At 70.7% G+C, this 19,501-nt stretch carries 14 protein-coding genes; 6 read left to right on the top strand and 8 right to left on the bottom strand.

The features are described from left to right. Positions 1-58: 58 nt before the first annotated feature. The 7 genes from M2163_RS44045 to M2163_RS44015 all read right to left on the bottom strand — a co-directional run bounded on the left by M2163_RS44045 (position 59) and on the right by M2163_RS44015 (position 9,127). Positions 59-388, bottom strand: coding sequence for a DUF4387 domain-containing protein (locus tag M2163_RS44045; protein ID WP_280896889.1), 330 nt, complete (start codon positions 386-388; stop codon positions 59-61). Further along, positions 381-1,766 carry an acyclic terpene utilization AtuA family protein gene (locus M2163_RS44040; RefSeq protein ID WP_280896888.1) on the bottom strand — a complete coding sequence of 462 codons (1,386 nt, stop codon included), beginning with the start codon at positions 1,764-1,766 and terminating at the stop codon, positions 381-383. Before M2163_RS44040 ends, M2163_RS44045 begins: the two co-directional genes overlap by 8 nt. A 44-nt stretch (positions 1,767-1,810) precedes the next feature. Beyond that, entirely contained in the window at positions 1,811-2,797 is a 987-nt protein-coding gene (locus M2163_RS44035; RefSeq protein WP_280896887.1) for a phosphoglycerate dehydrogenase, read from the bottom strand. Positions 2,798-2,858: 61 nt separating this feature from the next. Next, positions 2,859-4,133 carry an MFS transporter gene (locus M2163_RS44030; protein WP_280896886.1) on the bottom strand — a complete coding sequence of 425 codons (1,275 nt, stop codon included), beginning with the start codon at positions 4,131-4,133 and terminating at the stop codon, positions 2,859-2,861. Between the two features lie 103 nt (positions 4,134-4,236). Next, positions 4,237-6,309, bottom strand: a complete 2,073-nt coding sequence (locus M2163_RS44025; protein ID WP_280896885.1) for a hydantoinase/oxoprolinase family protein — start codon at positions 6,307-6,309, stop codon at positions 4,237-4,239. Then, positions 6,306-7,973 carry a hydantoinase B/oxoprolinase family protein gene (locus M2163_RS44020; protein WP_280896884.1) on the bottom strand — a complete coding sequence of 556 codons (1,668 nt, stop codon included), beginning with the start codon at positions 7,971-7,973 and terminating at the stop codon, positions 6,306-6,308. Before M2163_RS44020 ends, M2163_RS44025 begins: the two co-directional genes overlap by 4 nt. Beyond that, positions 7,970-9,127: a tartrate dehydrogenase gene (locus M2163_RS44015; protein WP_280896883.1), complete on the bottom strand. Its 1,158-nt coding sequence runs from the start codon at positions 9,125-9,127 to the stop codon at positions 7,970-7,972. The genes M2163_RS44020 and M2163_RS44015 overlap by 4 nt, the downstream gene beginning before the upstream one ends. Positions 9,128-9,326: 199 nt before the next feature. Between M2163_RS44015 and M2163_RS44010 the strand changes: the two genes are divergently transcribed. The 4 genes from M2163_RS44010 (at position 9,327) to M2163_RS43995 (ending at position 14,863) form a co-directional block, all read left to right on the top strand. Beyond that, positions 9,327-10,268 carry a LysR family transcriptional regulator gene (locus M2163_RS44010; protein WP_280896882.1) on the top strand — a complete coding sequence of 314 codons (942 nt, stop codon included), beginning with the start codon at positions 9,327-9,329 and terminating at the stop codon, positions 10,266-10,268. Positions 10,269-10,378: 110 nt separating this feature from the next. Further along, complete coding sequence (locus tag M2163_RS44005; protein ID WP_280896881.1) at positions 10,379-12,634, top strand: MMPL family transporter; 2,256 nt, start codon at positions 10,379-10,381, stop codon at positions 12,632-12,634. Between the two features lie 100 nt (positions 12,635-12,734). Next, positions 12,735-13,451, top strand: coding sequence for a response regulator transcription factor (locus M2163_RS44000; RefSeq protein WP_280896880.1), 717 nt, complete (start codon positions 12,735-12,737; stop codon positions 13,449-13,451). Next, positions 13,448-14,863 (top strand): HAMP domain-containing sensor histidine kinase, encoded by a 1,416-nt coding sequence (locus M2163_RS43995; protein ID WP_280896879.1) that lies wholly within the window; start codon positions 13,448-13,450, stop codon positions 14,861-14,863. The genes M2163_RS44000 and M2163_RS43995 overlap by 4 nt, the downstream gene beginning before the upstream one ends. Positions 14,864-14,953: 90 nt before the next feature. Here M2163_RS43995 and M2163_RS43990 read toward each other — a convergent pair whose 3' ends face one another. Then, a complete protein-coding gene (locus M2163_RS43990) occupies positions 14,954-15,625 on the bottom strand; it encodes a response regulator transcription factor (RefSeq protein WP_280897417.1) in 672 nt (223 codons plus the stop codon). 256 nt (positions 15,626-15,881) lie between these two features. Here M2163_RS43990 and M2163_RS43985 point away from each other — a divergent pair, with 256 nt between their 5' ends. Together M2163_RS43985 and M2163_RS43980 are read left to right on the top strand one after the other, a co-directional pair. Continuing rightward, positions 15,882-16,601 (top strand): GntR family transcriptional regulator, encoded by a 720-nt coding sequence (locus M2163_RS43985; protein WP_280896878.1) that lies wholly within the window; start codon positions 15,882-15,884, stop codon positions 16,599-16,601. A gap of 167 nt (positions 16,602-16,768) precedes the next feature. Then, a complete protein-coding gene (locus M2163_RS43980) occupies positions 16,769-19,498 on the top strand; it encodes an MFS transporter (protein WP_280896877.1) in 2,730 nt (909 codons plus the stop codon). Positions 19,499-19,501 lie beyond the last annotated feature (3 nt).

The following is a 19,501-nucleotide window of genomic DNA, read 5'->3' as shown; positions in this document are numbered from 1 at the left end:
GGGCCGGGGGTGACCCGGCACCGGCCGTGACCGTCGTCGCGCGCGGGCGCCGGGGGTGTCAGGTGGTGGGCAGCGGAAGAACCGCCAGCGGCACGTGGTGCTGACCGGAGTGGACGTCACGGTCGCGCAGCGACGCCTGGCTGACGGGACGCGGGAAGGAGATCTTGACGACGTTGAGCGACGGGATGCGGAACATCAGTACGTCGGCCTCGTCGAGTCCGTAGAGCCGGGCCACCGTGCCCTCGTTGAGGTACGTCTCGTCGGCGGCGACGCGATAGCCGTCCGCGTCCCGCAGGAACAGCTCCATGGTGACCCAGAACGGCCCGGCGTTCTTGGACCGGACCTCGTACGCCAGGTCGCCCAGGGTGGTGGGGGCGGGCTCAGCCATGATGGGCGGCCTCCTCGAACTCGGTGCGGAACATGTCGGTGGGGGTACGGGTGTCGACGACGTGGTTGAGCACGAACTCGTACGCCGGGCCGCGCTCGACCTCGGCCGGTGAGGTGGCGAACGCCAGGCTGGGCAGGTAGTCCATGTCGGCCGTCGGCAGATGGAGCATCAAGGGGTTGGCGATCTTCGCGACGGCGGTCGCGGTGCTCTGGTCCGGCGCGTTGACGAGGAGCATGACTCCCACCTCGCGAGGCGGTCCCGCTGCCGGTTCGAGATCGCCGAGGATGGCGTTGTGCCCGTACAGGCGCAGATCGAAGGCGTACTTGTCCTCGCCGAGGCCGATCGTCTGCTCCACCCGCTGCCGGATCATCGTCCGCATGAGATCGGCCCAGTCGTCGATGTTCGCGAGGATGTGCGGGTCGCGGATCGCGCTGAACGACATGGTCTCGTAGCCGGTGATCCGAGCGCCTTCGAGCTTGACGGTGTGCTGGTCGGCGACATGGAACCGCGAGCCCTCGACCCGCACGATGCGGTCGTCCAGTGCGGTGTAGACGGCTTCACGGACGTCCAGGGTGCCGTCCGGCTCGCGCATCTGGAACGGGTCCACGGTCTCGTAGAGCATGTGGGCGGCGACCAGGATCGGTGTGCAGGCTGCCGTCGGGTCGAGCGGCTCGATGGTGAAGCCGTCGGCGTCGACGGTGGCCAGGACCCCACCGGAGCGTGGATTGCTGGTGCACTGCCCGCCGCACTCGATGATCTTGGCGGCGTGCCAGGCGGGGCCGGCCGGCATTCCCTTCATCAGCGGATACGCGGCGGCGATGGCGGTGTCGGTGGCCCGGCCGGCGAGCACGACCTGCGCACCGGCCTCCAGCGCGGCGACGATCGGCTCGTGTCCCATCGCGCCCACGATGTGGGCGCAGCTCTGCAACGTCTCCGGCTCCAGTTCGCCGAGCGGGGGCAGGGCATGGATCCGGCCCTCGTCCAGTCGCTCGAGGAGCTCGCCGGCCGACTGCTCGCTGTAGATGCGCGCGACCCGCAGCCGGAGTCCCTCTGCCGCCAGGATGTCGGCGACGATGCCGGCGACCCAGTCGACACCGGAGTCGGTGCCGCTGGTGCCGCACGAGCCGACGATCAGTGGGATGCCCGCGCCTGCCGCCGCCTTGAGCAGGACGCGCAGGTCCCGGGCGACCGCCGCGCGGGTGGTCTTGGGCTGCGACGCGCCTAGGTAGTAGGGGCCGGAGTCGGTGCTGCCCGCGTCGACGGAGATGACGTCGGCTCCGAGCGTCAGACCTCGCTCGATCGTGGCCTCGGGAAAGCCCGCTCCGAGCATGCCGGTCGGTGCCAGGACCTTGACCTGGTCGACCCGTTGGTTGTCCATGTTCCTCTTTCCTGTCGGTGCGCCGGGCAGGTGGCGGGCGGGTGTCACCCGTCGGCCCGGGCGGTGGGGGCGTGGGGCAGCAGGTGGGCGTTGACCGCGAACCGGGGGCGGCCCGCGAGGGCGGCCAAGACCTCGGCCGCACCTTCGAGGCCGGCGGCGGCACGGGCTTCGGCGGTCTGGCCCGCGAGGTGGGAGAAGACGACGATTCCCTCGACGTCCCGCAGCGGGCTGTCGGCCGGGAGCGGCTCCGCGCTCACCACGTCGAGCGCGGCCGCGGCGATCTCACCGGTGCGCACGGCGTCGGCGAGGGCCAGTTCGTCGACGACGGCCCCCCTCGCGGTGTTGACCAGCACCGCCGTCGACTTCATCCGCCGGAAGGCGGCGGCGTTCAGGAGACCGCGTGTGCGGTCCGTCAGCGCGGTGTGCACCGACACGTAGTCGGATGCCGCCAGCAGCTCGGGCAGCGCGACGAACCGCACCGACGGGTCCGAGCGTTGGTCCTCGGGCACACCGGTCGTGCAGAGGACGTCCATGCCGAAGGCCCGCGCCAGCGGTACCACGGCGCGCGCTGCCGCCCCGTATCCGATCAGGCCGAGCGTGGACCCCCGCAGCTCGTGACCGTCCTCCCTGGGCCACCGGCCGGCTGCGACGCCCCCAGCGCTCTGCACCAGGCGCCGCGCGGCCGCCAGCAGCAGACCGAGGGTGTACTCGGCCACGGCGTTGGCGTTGATCCCCGGCAGGTTGCTCACCGTGATGCCGAGTCTGCCCGCGGCGCCGACGTCGATCGAGTCGTAGCCGACGCCGGTGCGCACGATGACACGCAGACGGGGAGCTCGGGCGAGGACCTGGGCCGTCAGCGGATCATGGCCGACGAGCGCCGCGTCGATCCCGTCGAGGGCGGCGACGAGCTCCTCGGGACCGCCTCGGCCGGCCGGCGGAGTATGTACCGTCGTGTGGCCGTGCGCCCGAAGGTAGTGATCGACCTCGTCGTCGGGCCGTAGATAGTCGGTGGTGATCAGGATGCGGGGCACATTTCCTCGTCTCTTGCCGCGACGGGCGCTGGGCACGCGCCGCGCCCCGGGGATCCGCTGGTTACTGGGCGAGCGTCAGGCCGGTGCGCCGCTGGAGCACACTGATCCTGGCCACGACGATGATCGACAGCGCGGCGACCAGAGCGATGTCGATGAGCATCAGCGGCCAGCCGGTGATGTCGACCATGCCGCCGACCACCGCCGGGCCCAGGAAGCCGCCGCCGGCCCAGCCGACGGTGTACATACCGGCGTAGGTCCCGAAGACCCGTGCCGAGGGTGCGAGGTTCCACAGCACGACCACCGCGTTGACCAGGAAGCAGGTCGCGCCGGCCGCCGCGAGGCACAGGGCCACGGTGGTCCCCGTGGGGGTCGGGACGATCGTCCCCAGCACCATGGCGCCGGCGAAGACCGACATGCCCACGGCCATGACCCGGAGCCGTCCGTACCGCTCGGCGAGCACGGCTGCCGGATATGCCGCCAGGATGAAGGCGATGCCGCTGGGCAGGGTGAGCCCGCCGGCGGCTCCCCGTGACATGTCCAGGGCTTCCATCCCGTACGGCGTGATCAGCGAACGGGACGCGGCCCACGCGCTGCCGAAGAGGAGGATCGCGAGAAGCACCAGCAGCCGGCTGCGGTCGGCGTCCCTGAGGATCTCGACGAAGGTGTCCCGGACCCTCGGCTCGGTGCGCTCGGCGCCGCTCTCCCCATCGCTCTCCGCCACCGCTGCCTGGTAGGCCGGCGACCGGTTGTCGCGCACGGTGGCCGCGAGCACTCCGATCGAAATCAGCATGATGATCGCGGGGATCGCGAACGCGACGCTCAGATGGTTGTCGACGAGGAAGATGCTGATGAGCGCGGCGACGATGGCCGTGACGCTGGAGGCGATCTTGACCGCGGCGTTGGCCCGGCTGCGCCGCTCGGGTGCGATGAAGTCCGGTACGAGCGCCTCGGCGATCGGCTTGAAGGTGTTGGCGACGAGCGCGTACGAGAACAGCACCACGATCAGCAGCGGCAAGGATCCCGCGCTGTGCGGGATGAGGACGAAGAGCGTGGCGGCGATCGGCATCCCCACCACCAGGTAGGGCATCCGCCGGCCCCAGGAGGTCCTCGTCCGGTCGGACCGGTTGCCGATCCACGGCTGGATGAAGATGCCGAGCAGGTTGTCCATGCCCATCAGCAGGCCCACGACGGCCGTGCTGGTGAGATGCTCCCGCAGGAGCGGCGGAACCTGGGATTCGTAGAAGTTCCAGGTCGACTCCTGTGCGAAGACCGCGAGAGCGACCAGGAACGTGATGCGCCGGGTTCGTGTGCGCTGCCCTACTGACACCGTCGTCACAGGGGTCGTCCCTTCAAGCCGCCACCATATCGGGCAGCTACTGGATGGTTTGTCGGTGTTGGCGTGGGGGGACGGCCGGTCCCCGGACCGGTCGCCCGACGGTTCAGACCCGGTCGAGCTCGACCACGAGGGTCAGGTCGTCGGTGACCCGGATCCGGCAGTCCGGCCCGAAGGAGCAGGACGATTCACGCTCCTCGAAGATCGCCGGACCTGCCAGCTCGGTGCCCGGCGTGAGCTCGTAGCGGTTCCACACGGTGGTCTCCAGCGGCCCGTGTCCCGGAAACCAGACCGAACGGGCACCCCGGCGCGCCTCACCCCCTCCCGCGGGGCCGACCTCCATCGACAGCTCATGACCGGGCAGCCGCATGGAAAGCCGCCAGTTCACGACTTCCACGGCCCCTTCGAGGGAGCGGCAGAACACGGCCCGGTACGTCGACTCGAAGGCGCTCCGGATGCGTCCGAGACCGTGCGGACCGAAGTCCTGCTCGGCCACGCCGACCTCGATCTCGAAGCCCTGGCCGAGGTAGCGCATGTCGGCCGAGCGGTGGACCCGCACCAGCTCCGGGTCGCCCGGCTGAAGCGTGTCGGTGGCCCTGGACGTCATCTCGTCGTACAGCGCGGCCACCCGGTCCCAGTCGACGTCGGCGAGGGGCGAGGGCAGACTGCGGACCTCGTCGACCGTGGGAGCGGCGGCCAGGAGACCGCAGGCGGACATCACTCCGGCCCGCATCGGCACGATCACCTTGGGGATCTTCAGCGACTTCGCCAGCCCGTAGGCATGGGCGGGTCCCGCTCCGCCGAAGGCCAGCAGGGCGAAGTCGGCGGGGTCCTCGCCCTGTTCGGACAGGTGCATGCGGGCGGCGGCGGCCATGCTTTCGGTGACCACCTCGACGATCCCGGCGGCGGCGTCGGCGGTGTCGAGTCCCAGCGGACCCGCCACCTCACGCGTCAGCGCCTTGTGGGCCTCGCGGGTGCGCAGCCTCATCTCGCCGCCGAGGAAGTTGTCCGCGTCGAGACAGCCGAGGATCAGGTCGGCGTCCGTCACGGTGGGCCGCTCGCCGCCACGCCCGTAGGCGACGGGACCGGGCACCGAACCGGCGCTGCGCGGTCCCACCTTGAGCAGCCCGAGCGCGTCGGGTGCCGCGATCGAGCCGCCTCCCGAACCGATCTCGATCATGTCGACGACGGTCAGGCGCACCGGCAGCCCCGAGCCGGGCTTGAACTTGTCGACCCGCCCCGCCTCGAAGTCGTGCTTGAGCCTGGGCCTGCCCCCCTGGACCACGGCGATCTTCGCGGTGGTCCCGCCCATGTCGAAGGAGACGACGTCCTGCTCCCCCAGCGTCCGGGCGACTGCGGCGGCGGCGATGGCACCGGCCGCAGGGCCCGACTCCAGCAGCCGTACGGGGAACCGCTTGGCGTCCTCAAGAGTCGTGACACCACCGCCGGAGAGCATGATGCGAAGGGGCGCGTCGATCCCCATGGCGGTCAGGTCGTCGCGCAGGTCGTCGAGGTAGCGCGACATCAGGGGCTGCACATACGCGTTCAGGCAGGCGGTGCCGGCCCGCTCGTACTCGCCGATGACCGGGGCGACGGCGCTGGAGAGCGTGACGGGCAGGTCGGGGTGGGCACGCGCGACCAGGTCCCGTACCCGGTGCTCGTGCCCGGCGTCGCGATAGGAGTGCATGAGGGCCACGGCCAGCGCCTCGATGCCCTGGTCCACCAGTTCCCGCACCGCCGCCAGGACGGCCTGCTCGTCGAGCGGTTCGAGTTCACCGCCGTTGGCGGCAAGCCTCCCGGGCACCCCGCGGCGCAGGTGGCGCGGCACCAGCGGCTGGGCGGGCCGGGCGTGCAGGTCGGTGGTGTCGAACCTCGTCTCCCGTCCCATTTCCAGGGAGTCGCTGAACCCGCGGGTGGTGAGCAGGCCGACGACCGCTCCGGTGCGTTCCAGCAGGGTGTTCGTCACCAGCGTGGTGCCGTGCACGATGCCGGCGACGTCCGCGGGGGCCGTGGACGTCTCCTCCAGCAGGCGGGCGATCCCCGCGGTGATGGCTTCGTTGGGGGCATGCGGTGTGGTGGGCAGCTTCCCCGGCTGGATCAGTTTCCGGTGCGGGTCGTGCAGCAGCAGATCGGTGAACGTTCCGCCGACGTCGACGCCGATCCTGACCGTGCGGCTCATCGGCCCGCCTCCTCATGCGTGCTGCCGACCGCCGTCGAGGCCGTGTGCGTGGCGGGACGTGTGTAGCCGGCGATCTCGTCGGCGACCAGGAGTTCGGGCTCGCGCTCCTCGGGGCGGCCGAAGCCGCCGCCGCCGGCGAAGGAGATGACCACCGAGGAGCCGGGGGCCAGCCGTGAGATCGACTTCAGGGGGACACGCTCGCCGGAGTCCAGGACGACCTGTGCGGTGGCGCCGGGTTCACCGCCGGCCAGTCCGAGCGCCGGGTGCCGTTCGCGGTCTCCGAGCAGCACCATCTGCACCGGTCGGCTCGTGGGGTTGCGGACCTCGATGGTCTGGCCCAGGCCTCCACGGCGCCGGCCCCGTCCGCCCGATCCGGCACGCAGCTCCTTGCGGAGGAAGTGCAGCGGGGACGCGGCCTCCAGGGCCTCGATGCTGCCGCCTCCCGAGTTGGTCGGGAAGGCGGTGGCGGACAGCCCGTCCGATTCCTTGGACGCGCCCATTCCCGCGTTGGCGAACAGCATCAGGCTGAAGGGCCGGCCGGAGTCGTCGACCCCGGCGAAGCGGACCCGCAGAGCGGGGGCGCCGCCGCTGTCCGCGATGACACGGTCGGGCAGCACCGGGGCCAGTGCCTGGTACACCGCACAGGACAGGAGGTGCCCGGTGAGGTGCCGTGCCACGACGGGCGCGGGAAATCTCGGGTTGACGATCGTGCCCTCCGGAGCGGTGACCTGGATGGACCGGTAGGAGCCCCAGTTGGTGCGCGTGGACGGGTCCAGCAGGATCTTCAGCGGGTACATGGAGTAGGCGCGGGTGTAGTTGAGCGTCGAGTTCGTCGCGAAGGGCACCTGGGGGGAGCTGCCGGTGTAGTCGATCTCCACCTCCTCGCCGCGCACGGTCACCGCGCACGCGATGTGCGTGGGGTGGCCTTCGACGCCGTCCGCGTCCAGGGCGGCGCGGTAGACGCCGTCGGGCAGGTCGCGGACGCCCGCCCGCATCGCCTCGTCGGTCACCGCGTGGACCTGGGCCGCGAACGTCTCGAAGTGCGGCTCGCGGAAGTCGTCGAGGAACTCCCGGGCACGTCGGCGGCACACGGCGTGGGCCGCGGCCTGCGCCTCCAGGTCGCCCCATACCTGGTCCGCCAGTCGTACGTTCGCCAGCAGCAGGTCCTTGACCCCCTGCTCGACGCGTCCGGCCCGGAACAGCCGCAGCGGCGGGATCAGGATCCCCTCGGACAGGAGCTCGGTCGCACTCATCGAGGGTGTGCCGCCGATGTCCGGTGAGTGCGCCACGGTGCCTGCGAACGCGACGAGCCGTCCTCGGTGGAAGACCGGCGAGATCATGGCGATGTCGGGCAGGTGCCCGGTGGCGATCCACGGGTCGTTCGTGATGACGCTGTCGCCGTCCTGCCACTCGTCCGCGGGGAACCGTTCGAGGAGCAGTGCGGTCAGCGAGCTCATCAAGGCGGCGAAGGCGGGGATGCCGGCGCGTGACTCGGCCATCGTGCGGCCCGCGCGGTCCATCAGGACGACGGTGTAGTCGTTCGACTCCCGGATGATCGTGGAGAACGCCGTGCGCAGCATGGTGGAGGCCGCCTCGTCGGTGGCGGCGGCGAGCCGGTCCCAGCGCACTTCGAGGCCGACCGGGTCGGAGACAGGTCTGGTCATGACGCCGCGACCCCCTCTTCGACCGCGCGGCCGGCGGCGTCACCGGTCGCCGTGCCCCCGCCGGAGCCGGCGAGTGATCCCGCGGCGATCCGCACCGCGATGGCCTCGCCCAGCCCTACGGTCGTCCCCGTGCCCCCGAGGTCGGGGGTGACCACATCGGGCTGCTCGTCCAGAACGCTCTCGATCGCGGCCACGACGTGCGCGGCCGCCTCGTGCTCGCCGAGGTGGGTGAGCATCATGGCGCCGCTCCAGATCTGGCCCACGGGGTTGGCGACACCGAGGCCGGCGATGTCCGGCGCCGAGCCGTGCACGGGCTCGAAGAGACTGGGGAAGGAGCGGTCGGGGTTGATGTTCGCGCTGGGGGCGATGCCGATCGTCCCGGTGCAGGCCGGGCCGAGGTCGGAGAGGATGTCGCCGAACAGGTTGCTGGCGACGACCACGTCGTACCGGTCGGGCTGGAGGACGAACTTCGCGGTCAGGATGTCGATGTGGTCCTTGTCCGCGGTCACGTCGGGGTAGCGGGCGGCCATCTCGGTCGCGCGTTCGTCCCAGTAGGGCATGGAGATCGAGATGCCGTTGCTCTTCGTCGCCCACGTCAGGTGCTTGCCAGGGCGGGACGAGGCGAGTTCGAAGGCATAGCGCAGGACGCGGTCGACGCCGGTGCGTGTCATGACCGTCTCCTGCACGACCGTCTCGCGATCGGTGCCCTCGAAGATCCGGCCGCCGATGCTGGAGTACTCGCCCTCGGTGTTCTCCCGCACGACGTAGAAGTCGATGTCGCCCGGCTGGTGGTCACGCAGCGGACTGCGCACACCGCGCAGCAGCCGGACGGGGCGCAGGTTGACGTACTGGTCGAAGCCCCGCCGCAGCTGGAGCAGGCTGCCCCACAACGAGACATGGTCCGGGACCACCTCCGGCCAGCCGACCGCGCCGAAGAAGATCGCATCGAACGTGCCGAGTACGTCCCGCCAGTTGTCGGGCAGCATCGTGCCGTGGCTGAGCCAGTAGTCGGCGCTGGCGAAGTCGAACTCGGTGACGTCGAGTGCGAACCCGTGCGCCTCGGCGGCGGCCCGCAGGCACCTCAACCCCTCCGGGACGACCTCGCGGCCGATCCCGTCGCCCGGAATCGCTGCGATGCGATAGCTGTGCGGCACGAATTCACTCCCCGTCCACGGATTGATGCGCGAGGCCGGTGACGGGCACTCAGTCCAGAGGCATTCCGGTCACGGCGCGGCTGGGTCCTACCTTGGCCAGCGGTGACACCCGTTACAAGGGCGTAAAGGGCAAGGTACGTTTTCCCCCATGGAAAGCCCCCGGCGTTCTGGTCGTCCCTCGTCCAAGAGCCGTACAGCCGTGAACGACCTGCAGTTCTTCCACGTGGTCGCGTCGAGCGAGACACTGACGGCCGCGTCGCGAGAACTCGGCTGCTCCCTGCCGGTCGTCAGCAAGCGTCTCAGCGCGCTGGAGCGCCGCCTGGACGTCCGGCTCGTGCAACGCGGCGCCCGCCGCCTGGTGCTCACGTCGGAGGGCGCGCTCTACGCGGCGCGCGTCGAGGCGATCCTCGACCAGGTACGCGAGCTGGAGGACACCATCACCGACACGGCCGGGGGCTTGCGCGGGTCCGTGGTCGTCGAGGCCACGCTCGGTCTCGGTCGCGCGCACATCGCGCCGCTGCTCGGCGAGTTCGCCGCCGCCCACCCGGAACTGCACGTCCGGTTGCAGACCTCCGCGCTGCCGCTGCGGCCCCACCAGCGGGAGTTCGACGTGGCCGTCCACGTGGGCATGCCGCCCGACTCCTCGCTGCGCATGCGGCGGCTGGCCAGGAACCGGCGCGTGCCCTGCGCGGCGCCGTCGTACCTCGCCGAGCACGGCACCCCGGAGAGCATCGAGGATCTGGCCCGGCACAACTGCATCGTGCTGCGGGAGAACGAGAGCGACTTCGCGCTCTGGCGCTTCGGGGACGCGGACCGCCCCCGGCACGTACGGGTGAACGGCAGCCTGTCCAGCAACGACGGCGACGTGGTGACCGGCTGGGCCCTGGAGGGCCGTGGTGTGATCATGCGGTCGGAATGGCACGTCAAGCCGCATCTGGAACGCGGCGAACTCGTCCGGGTCCTGCCCCACCTGTCGACACCGGCCGCCGACATCTACGCCCTCCTGGAGGAGGACGGACATGTCCCGCGCCGCGTCAGCGCCCTCATCGACCACCTCGCCGCGCGGCTCCCGCAACGGCTGGATCACGCCGCCGATCAGCCGGCAGCCGGCCTGCCCCTGCCCGGTGCACGGCCTGCCTGACGGCACCGGAGCCGAACCGTCAGAAAACCCTCAAGTTCCGCGTGCGGCGGCCGTCAAGTCCCCTCAGAAGGATGTGGCGGGTCGTCTTCCGCACAGTGAGGGAATCCTTGATGGCTACGCTCTTGTACCGGCTGGGCGCCTTCGGCGCTCGCCGTTGGCGCACGATGTTGATCGGGTGGCTCCTGGGCCTCGTCGCGGTGGTCGGTCTGGGGGTCTCCTTCGCCGGTTCCTTCGCCGACAGCAGCTCCATTCCCGGCTCTCCGGCCCAGACGGCGCTGACGAAGATGGAACAGCACTTCCCCGAGCCGGACGCGCAGTCGGCACAGATCGTGTTCCAGGCGCCGGCCGGCCACAAGGTGACCGAGCCGGATCTGCGGGACTCCCTCAAGGCCACGCTGGAGGCCACGGGCCGAGTCCCGGGGGTGAGCGAGGTCAGTGACCCGGCGCGGGACGACGCCGTCTCCAGGGACGGGCGCACCGCGGTGGCCGAGGTCACGTTCGCCACCAAGGAGGCCGACGACGTGCCGGAGGGCACGCTGGACGCGGTGAGGGCCGCCGGGATGTCGGCGGAGCGGGCAGGACTGCGGACCATCTACGGCGGTGAGCCCTACGAGACCTCGCACCCGCCCGTGGGGCCCGGTGAACTGCTCGGTCTGGGCGTGGCCCTGGTCATCCTGGTGATCACGTTCGGGTCGCTCCTGGCCGCCGGTCTGCCCCTGCTCACCGCGGTTCTCGGAATCGTCGCGACGGTGGCCGCGATGATGGGTCTGGCGACGGTCTTCGACGTCTCCGACAACGCGCCCACCCTGGCGATCATGCTGGGCCTTGCCGTCGGTATCGACTACGCGCTCTTCATCGTCTCCCGCCATCGCGCCCAACTGAGTGCCGGTATGCCGGTCAAGGAGTCCATCGCCAGGGCCACCGCCACCGCGGGCAGCGCCGTCGTGTTCGCCGGAGCCACCGTCCTCATCGCGCTCGCCGGTCTGTCGGTGGCCGGCGTGCCGATGCTCACCTCGATGGGACTGGCCTCGGCCGGAGCGGTCGCGGTCGCCGTGCTCACCGCCCTGACCCTGCTGCCCGCCCTGATGGCGATGGCCGGCCACCGGCTCACACCCCGGGCCCCCCGGTCCGCGGTCCGGCGCCGCCGGTTCCTGCCCCTGATGGGCCGTAGGCGCGCCATGAGTCCGGCGGCGCACAGCGGCCGGACAGCCACGATGGGCGTGCGCTGGACCGAGGGCGTGCTGCGCCACCCCGTACGCAACCTCATCCTGGGAACCGCCATGCTGATCGCCCTGGCCGTCCCCGGCATGGAGCTGAAGCTGGCCCTCACCGACGAAGGCTCCGGCGACACAAGCAGTTCCAGTCGCCAGGCCTACGACGTGCTCGGCGACGCGTTCGGTCCCGGCGCCAACGGTCCCCTCGTCGTACTCGTCGAGAACGACGACCCGGCCACCGTCCGCTCCACGGCCACCGCCGTCGAGGACTCGTTGCGCAAGGTCGACGGGATCGCGGACGTCAGCGGTGTCGACCTGGCCCAAAACCACACCGCGGCACGGATCCAGATCACCCCCGAGACCGGACCGCGGTCCGAAGAGACCAGCAACCTCGTGGCCCGGCTGCGCACCCAGATGCAGCCACTGGCACAGTCCAGCGGCTCCTACGTGGCCGTCACCGGTATGACCGCGGTCAGCATCGACGTCTCCGACAAGCTCAGCGGCGCGCTCGTGCCGTTCGTGATCGTCGTCGTCGGCCTCTCCCTGCTCCTGCTGACGATCGCCTTCCGGTCGATCGCCATCCCGGTCAAGGCGACCATCGGGTTCCTGCTGTCCGTGGGCGCCGCCTTCGGAGCCACCGTCGCGGTCTTCCAGTGGGGCTGGCTGGCCGGAGCGCTGGGCGTACCCAGCGAGGGCCCGGTGGCCAGCTTCGTGCCCATCGTCGTGATGTCCGTGCTCTTCGGGCTGGCCATGGACTACGAGGTCTTCCTCGTCTCCGCCATGCGCGAGGACTACAACCGCCACCACCACGCCCGCACCGCCATCCTCAACGGAGCCCGCAACTCCGCCCGTGTGGTAACTTCTGCGGCGCTCATCATGATCTCGGTGTTCGTCAGCTTCCTGTTCTCCCACGACGCGGACATCATGCCGATCGCCTTCGCCCTGGCCTTCGGAGTCATGGTCGACGCCTTCCTGGTCCGCATGACCCTCGTGCCGGCGATCCTGGCACTCCTCGGGGACCGGGCCTGGTGGCTGCCACGACGCCTCGACCGAGTGCTGCCCCATCTCGACGTCGAGGGCGAGAACTTCCACGCCCCTCAGTCGGCGGCCCCACACGCACCCGCCGAGGAATCCGCCCCCGCACACCCGTGACCACACCATGACCAGCAGCGCCGCCACCGGGACACCGGAGTCGGCCCCACCGGCGGCAGCGGCAGACCTCGGTCTTCCGCTGCCGCCAGCAGGAGCACACATGAACGCCGTCAACACGCCGGCCACCGCCGACCGCGTCCTCGTCGTCGACGACGACCCCGGCATCAGGAGCCTGCTGATCTCGGCACTGCAGTTCGCCGGATTCGACGTGGAAACGGCGGGCGACCTGAGCGAGGCCCTCGACCAGGTCGCCCGCCGCCCCCCGGACGTCATCGTCCTCGACGTGATGCTCCCCGGCGCCGACGGCTTCGAGATCCTCCAGCTCCTGCGCTCCCGCGCCATCGACGTCCCCGTCCTCTTCCTCACCGCACGCGACGCCGTCGAGGACCGCGTACGGGGACTGCGTCTGGGCGGCGACGACTACGTCACCAAACCCTTCAGCGTCGTCGAAGTCGGCGCACGCCTGCAGGCCCTGCTGCGTCGCGCCCGGGGCGGAACCCCCGCCGAGGAGGGCCGCCTGTCCTGCGACGACCTCACGCTCGACGACCTCCGTCACGAAGTCCGCCGGGGCGGCCGGCTCGTCGAACTCTCCCCCACCGAGTACCGACTGCTGCACTACCTGCTCAGTCACCAGGGACAGGTCCTCTCCCGCGCCCAGATCCTCGAGGCCGTGTGGCAGTACGACTTCGGCGGGGACTCCGTGGTCGTCGAGCGTTTCGTCTCCAACCTCCGACGCAAGATCGACCATGGCCGTACGCCGCTGCTGCGCACCGTCCGCGGCGTCGGCTACACCCTCCGAAAGCAGGACGACACGTGAGACTCCGCGGCCGTCTTCCCTGGGCCTCCTCCAGCGTCCGCCTGCGCCTGCTCGCCGGCCTGGCGATCCTCCTCGTCGTCGGCCTGGTGGCCAGCGCCGTCATCAGCGCCCTTCTCCTGGAGGACTTCCTGGACAGGCGCAACCAGGACACCCTCAAGGCCAACGCCGCGCGTCTGGCGCGGGTCATCGCTCAGGGACCGCAGACCGCCGACGCCGATCAGCTCGGCGCACTTCTCGGTTCCCCCCTGGGCACGGTGGCCGTCGACGAGGACAACACGGTCCTGCTGAGCACCGGCTCCGCCTCCTGGGCCGCCGAGGAGGTGGCCGACTCCAGCGCGACGGCGCCGACAGGCAGCGTGGTCACCGTGGAGGGCGGCGACCTCAGCGCCGTACGCATCCCCAGCCCCGGACTGAGCATCGACCGCGGGCCCACGAAGGGCACAGTGGCACCGGCGGCCGTCATCCTCACCATCGACACCTCCGTCGACGACACCACCACCGACGCGCTCATCAGACGGCAACTGGCTTTGATCGGGGTCGCGTTATTGGTGCTGCTGGGGCTGTCCGCCGTCGTTCTCCGGCTCGGCATGCGCCCGCTCGCCCGCATGGCCCGCAGCGCCGACACCATCGCCGCGGGCTCCCTGACCGAACGGCTGCCCACCCACCGCAACGGCAGCGAAGCCGACCTGCTGGCCAAGGCGGTCAACCGGGCTTTCGACGCGCAGGCCCGCGCGGAGGCGACCGTGCGCTCGCTGGCCGCCGACACCTCCCACGAACTGCGCACTCCCCTGTCCACCATCTCCGGCTGGCTCGACCTGCACCGCCAGGGCGGCCTGTCCGGTCCTGGCCTGGAAACCGCGCTCGAACACATCGAGAACGAAGTGGGCCGGATGCGCCTGCTCGTGGAGGATCTCGCGCTGCTCGCCCGCCTGGACGCCGGCCGTCCCGTCGAACAGGACGACGTGGACCTCACCGTCCTGGCCGCCGGCGTCATCGAGGACGCGCAGATCATCTACCCCCAGCGCGACATCGCCATGGCGCCCGCGCCGCCCGCCCCCGTCGTCGGCGACGCCGCCCGGCTGCAACAGGTCCTGCGCAATCTCGTCGGCAACGCCGTCCAGCACACTCCGGCCCGGACCTCCGTACGCGTCGAGGTCGCCCTGAGCCGGGAGACCGTGGAACTGAGTGTCGTCGACAACGGCCCCGGAATCTCGGCCGAGGACCTGCCCCGCGTCTTCGAGCGTTTCTGGCGCGCCGAGGCCAGCCGCAGCCGCGCCTACGGCGGTTCCGGTCTCGGCCTTGCCATCGTGGAAGCCATCGTGCACGCCCACCGGGGACAGGTGGACGTGCACTCGGAGGTCGGAGTCGGAACCACTGTCACCATCCGGCTCCCGCGCGGCCGTCGCCCGTGATGATCCGCCCACGGCACTCCAGGGCGCGCGTGAGGCGTAGGTAAGACACCCGCGGGCGAGCAGGGGCCTGATGCGGTGTCACCTCCAGGACTACGGGGTCGCGTGCAGCCGGGTCGTGAGGGAACTGGTCGGTGTCACGCCCGGCACGATCAGCCCGCTCTCGTAGGCGAAGGCGATCAGGTGTCCGCGTCGGCGGATTCCCAGCTTGCTGAGCATGTGCGTGATGTGGGTTTTCACGGTGAGGGGGCTGAGGCCGAGGTCGTGGGCTATGGAGGCGCTGTCCTGACCGCTCGACAGCATGGTGAGGATCTCGCGTTCCCGGACGGAGAGATCCCCGGTGAGTCCGGGCGTGACCCGCGCTTGCGCCCTGTTGACGGCCGGGGCCGTCCCCAGGGCGACGACGAGCCCGCCCCGGCACACGGTTTCCAGCGCGGCGACGAGTTGGGAGGCGCTGACATCCGCACCGAGGACACCCGTGGCGCCGGCACGCACCTGGGCATCGACCTCCTGAGCGCTGGGAGCGCCGAACACGACGGTTCGGGCCGCGGCACAGACCTCGGTGATCAGGGTCGTGAAGCCACTCGGGCGCCCGGCGTGGATGCAGCGGTCGAGCAGGACGACGTCCGCGTCGACGCCGACGGCGAGCAGGTTCTCGAGGTCCTCGGTGCGAGCGGCGGCGCCGGCCACCCTCAGGGTGCCGCTCGCATCGATCACCCTGGTCAGCGCGGCCCGGACCAGAGACGGCCCGCCTGCGACGATCACCTTGTTCAAGGGTCCTTCTTCTCGGTTCGACGGCCCTGCCGTCACCGCCCGTCCGGCACGGGGGCCGAGGCCCTGACCGGTTTCCGGGATGACCCGACCCATGGTTCACACGGCACTTGACGGTCGGCCCGCCGTGAAGCTGAGCGTTCCTTGACGGTTGCCCGGGGCGGCCTCCGTCTCCGTCGTCAGGACTCGGTCGGAACTCACTCACCCGCAAGTGGTTGACAATTCTGCTGTAGCAAATACCGTACTGCTCATGGCACAGCTTCCGCAGCTCACGATCTCCGCGACCCTGGGCGACCAGGCGTACAAGGCGATCCGTGAGGCGATCGTCTCGGGCGTCCTCGAACGGGGCCAGAAGGTGACCGAGAGGGGGCTGGCCGAGTCCCTCGACATCAGCGCGACGCCGGTGCGCGAGGCGTTGCGCCGCCTGGAGCAGGACCGGCTGGTGGAGCGGACCGGCCCGCGTTCCGTACGCATCGCGAAGTACGCGGACGAGGAGCTGCGGGAGTTCTCCATGATCGGGGACACGCTTCGCGCTCTGGCCGCACGTCTGGCCGCGGAGAAGTCGACCGCGGAGCAGCGTGGACAGATGCGTGCCGCCCTGGACGAGGCGGACCGCCTGCGCGGCCAGGCGGCCGTAGTTGCTTCCGGCAGCGAGGAGGAGCGGAAGCTGATCGAGGAGATCCTGCACTGCATGCGGCGGTTCCACAGCCTGGTGGACCAGGCCGGCGGGAACGCGACGTTGCTGCAGATGCTGCACATGGTCGACGCCTTCGGCCCGGACGAACGACGCAACAGCGTCTTGTCCGAGGTCAGCGACGAACGGCGCAGCGCCGTGGATGCGCGCTACCACCAGCACCGCGCCATCTACGACGCGATCAACGCCGGAGACGGCAGGCGGGCGGAAGAGCTGATGACCGCGCACGGTCGGTCTTCGAGCTCCTCCCTGCTCACGGCGCGTTTCTCCCACTGAGAAATCGAAACCGAAAGTCACCGGAGTGGTCATCCGCCTCGCTTGAGCTATAGCAAATAGCCATTGACTTGGAGAGGCCATCACCCTGCACTGCGCGCCGCATCGGCGGCCCCGAGGGCAGGTGAACGCAGAACGAATATGCTATGGCATATGGCAAAGGAGCCGCCATGCCCAACGTCGCACCTCAGCCCGAGCCGCTTGAGGACACCCCCGCCGGCCCACCGGCCCAGGAGAAGCCGGTCGCCTCGCGGCGGATGAGCGCCACGACGGTCCTGTGGGTGACCCTGGCCGTCTTCGCCCAGGAATCGGTGTGGAACTTCTACGACGCGCAGGTTCCCTCCGAGCTGCGGCACTACATCGCCTCGGCCGGTCTGGTCGGCTTGATCATGGGTATGGACAACGTGCTCGGGATCCTGATCCAGCCCTGGACGGGATTCCTGTCCGACCGTCGCGCGCGCGCCGGAAAGGGCCGATGGGCGATCGTCCTGACCGGAGCCGCCCTGGCCTCGGTACCCTTCGCCCTCATCCCCTGGACGCACAGTCTGCCCTTGCTCCTGCTGTGCGTCATCGGCTTCGCGGCGATGGCCAACGCGTTCAAGGGCATCACGGAGACCCTGGTCTCCGACTACGTAGCCCCCTCCCACCGAGGCAGGGCCCAGGGCTTCGTGAAGGCCGGCGTCAGTCTCACGATCGTCGTCTCGTCCCTGATCAGCCTGCTCGTCGTCGACCGCAGCATCACCCTGGCGTTCGCGATCCCGCCCGTCCTCATGCTGCTGATCCTCACCACGTCCTGGTTCTTCCTGGGCCGTCGGCACCACGCCGTCGCGCTGTCCCACACCGATCCGGCTTCCACCGGCGAACCCCACCCGCTCGTCGAACCGCCGTCCGACGACTTCGCCTCCCCCTGGGCCGTCATCCGGGACATGGTGCGCGACCCGTCCCGCGCCCGGGCCCTGCTCATGCTCGGCATCTTCTGCTTCGCCGGTATGTGGTCCGCCCTGCGCACGCTGCTGACGCCGTACGGCACCGAGGCACTGAGCCTGTCCCGCGGCTCGGCCGGCGGGCTCGCGCTCCCCGGCGCCGTCGCCTTCCTGGTCTGCGTCGTCCCGCTCGCCTACGCCTCCTCCCGGCTGGGCCAGGTGCGCGCCATGCGCTACGGCGTCGGCGTGTTCGTCGTCGGTCTGCTCATCGGATTCGGCGTCCCCACGGTCCCGGGCACGGTCGTCTCGATGGTGATCGCCTCCGTGGGTTACGCGGCCTTCGCCGTCAACGCCCTTGTCGCGTTGTGGAATCTCGCCCCCAGCAGACACGTCCTGGGCACCTACACCGGCCTGTACACCGTCGCCTCGTCCACCGGCGCGGCGCTCGGCCCCGCCCTGCTCGGCCTCACCGTCGACGCGACCGGATGGCGCTTCATGCTCCTGAACGGCGCGGTGTTCGCCACGGTCACGTTCGCCGTCTTCACCCGCCTGGCGCGCCGCATCGCTCCTTCCGCCCCCCTGACCGACCACCCCTCACGAAGGACACGGACCCCCATGGAACTGCGCATCCTCGCTCCCACCGGAGCACTCGGCGCCGGCTTCGACGCCGCCGCCTTCCAACGCGGTGTCGAGGCCCGCCCGCACGTCATCGCCTGTGACGCCGGGTCGACCGACTCGGGGCCGTCCGCACTCGGCTCGGGCACCCCCAAGCTCTCCGACCAGGCCGTCGCCCGCGACCTGCGCCTGCTGCTCACCGCCCGCGACGAGCTGGGTGTGCCGCTGATCATCGGGTCCTGCGGCACCAGCGGCCGTGACACCGGCGTCGACCGCGTGGCCGCCCTCGTCCGCGACATCGCCGCGGCGCAGGGCCTGCACTTCAAACTGGCGCTGATCTACTCCGACCAGCCGGCCGAACGTCTCCAGCACCTCTACGACGCCGGCCGGCTCCGACCGCTGCCGCACGCCCCCGAGATCGACCGGGAGCTGTTCACCAGTAGTCACACCGTGGCCATGATGGGGGTCGAGCCCATCCAGGAGGCCCTGGCGGCCGGCTGCGACGTCGTCCTGGCCGGCCGCGCCAGCGACACCGCGCTCTTCGCCGCACTCCCCCGCATGCTCGGCGCCGATCCCGGTCTGACCTGGCACATGGCCAAGACCATCGAGTGCGGCGCCGCCTGCGCCATACCCCCCTCCGCCAACGGCCTCCTCGTGCACCTGCGGGACGACCACTTCGACGTCACCACGCTCGCCGAAGGCAGCCGCCTCACCCCGCGCTCCGTAGCCGCCCACACGCTGTACGAGAACGCCGATCCGTATCGCGTCGCGGAGCCGTCGGGCGTCCTCGACACCAGCGACGCCACCTATGAGGCGGTCGACGAACGCACCGTCCGGGCGCGCGGAGCGCGCTTCGTCCCCGCGGACGGCTACACCAACAAGCTCGAAGGAGCCCAACTCGTCGGCTATCAGACCGTCATCGTCGGAGGGGTGCGCGACCAGGTGGTCATCCGGCGTCTGCCCGACCTGCTCCCCTTCGCCCAGAAGTACTTCGCGGACAAGATCCTCGACGTGTTCGGCGGCGCGGTGGACCCCGACGACGTCGACATCGACTTCCGCCTCTACGGCGACGGGGCCGTACTGGCCGCCGCGGAACCGGAGTCGCTGCAACCCCGCGAACTGGGTGTCCTCATCACGGTGACGGCCCCCGACCAGGCGACCGCCCACGCGGTCGCCACCTTCGTCGCGCACGCGAGCAGCCACCTGCCCATCCCGGAATACGACGGGCTGGTCTCCACCCTCGCCTACCCGTACTCCCCGCCCGAGACGGACCGGGGCCCCCTCTACCGGTTCACCCTCAACCACGTCGTCACCGGTGTCAGTCCCACGGAACTGTTCCGCACCGTCACCCAGGAGCTGTGACCC

It is taken from the genome of Streptomyces sp. SAI-135 (assembly GCF_029893805.1).
GTDB lineage: Bacteria > Actinomycetota > Actinomycetes > Streptomycetales > Streptomycetaceae > Streptomyces.
This window is presented reverse-complemented; position numbering and strand designations above follow the sequence as displayed.

Bases quoted from the DNA above. Each gene is read 5' to 3' on its own strand.
- M2163_RS44045 (WP_280896889.1), bottom strand. From the start codon at position 388: ATGGCTGAGCCCGCCCCCACCACCCTGGGCGACCTGGCGTACGAGGTC.
- M2163_RS44040 (WP_280896888.1), bottom strand. From the start codon at position 1,766: ATGGACAACCAACGGGTCGACCAGGTCAAGGTCCTGGCACCGACCGGC.
- M2163_RS44025 (WP_280896885.1), bottom strand. From the start codon at position 6,309: ATGAGCCGCACGGTCAGGATCGGCGTCGACGTCGGCGGAACGTTCACC.
- M2163_RS44020 (WP_280896884.1), bottom strand. From the start codon at position 7,973: ATGACCAGACCTGTCTCCGACCCGGTCGGCCTCGAAGTGCGCTGGGAC.
- M2163_RS44005 (WP_280896881.1), top strand. From the start codon at position 10,379: ATGGCTACGCTCTTGTACCGGCTGGGCGCCTTCGGCGCTCGCCGTTGG.
- M2163_RS44000 (WP_280896880.1), top strand. From the start codon at position 12,735: ATGAACGCCGTCAACACGCCGGCCACCGCCGACCGCGTCCTCGTCGTC.
- M2163_RS43985 (WP_280896878.1), top strand. From the start codon at position 15,882: ATGGCACAGCTTCCGCAGCTCACGATCTCCGCGACCCTGGGCGACCAG.
- M2163_RS43980 (WP_280896877.1), top strand. From the start codon at position 16,769: ATGCCCAACGTCGCACCTCAGCCCGAGCCGCTTGAGGACACCCCCGCC.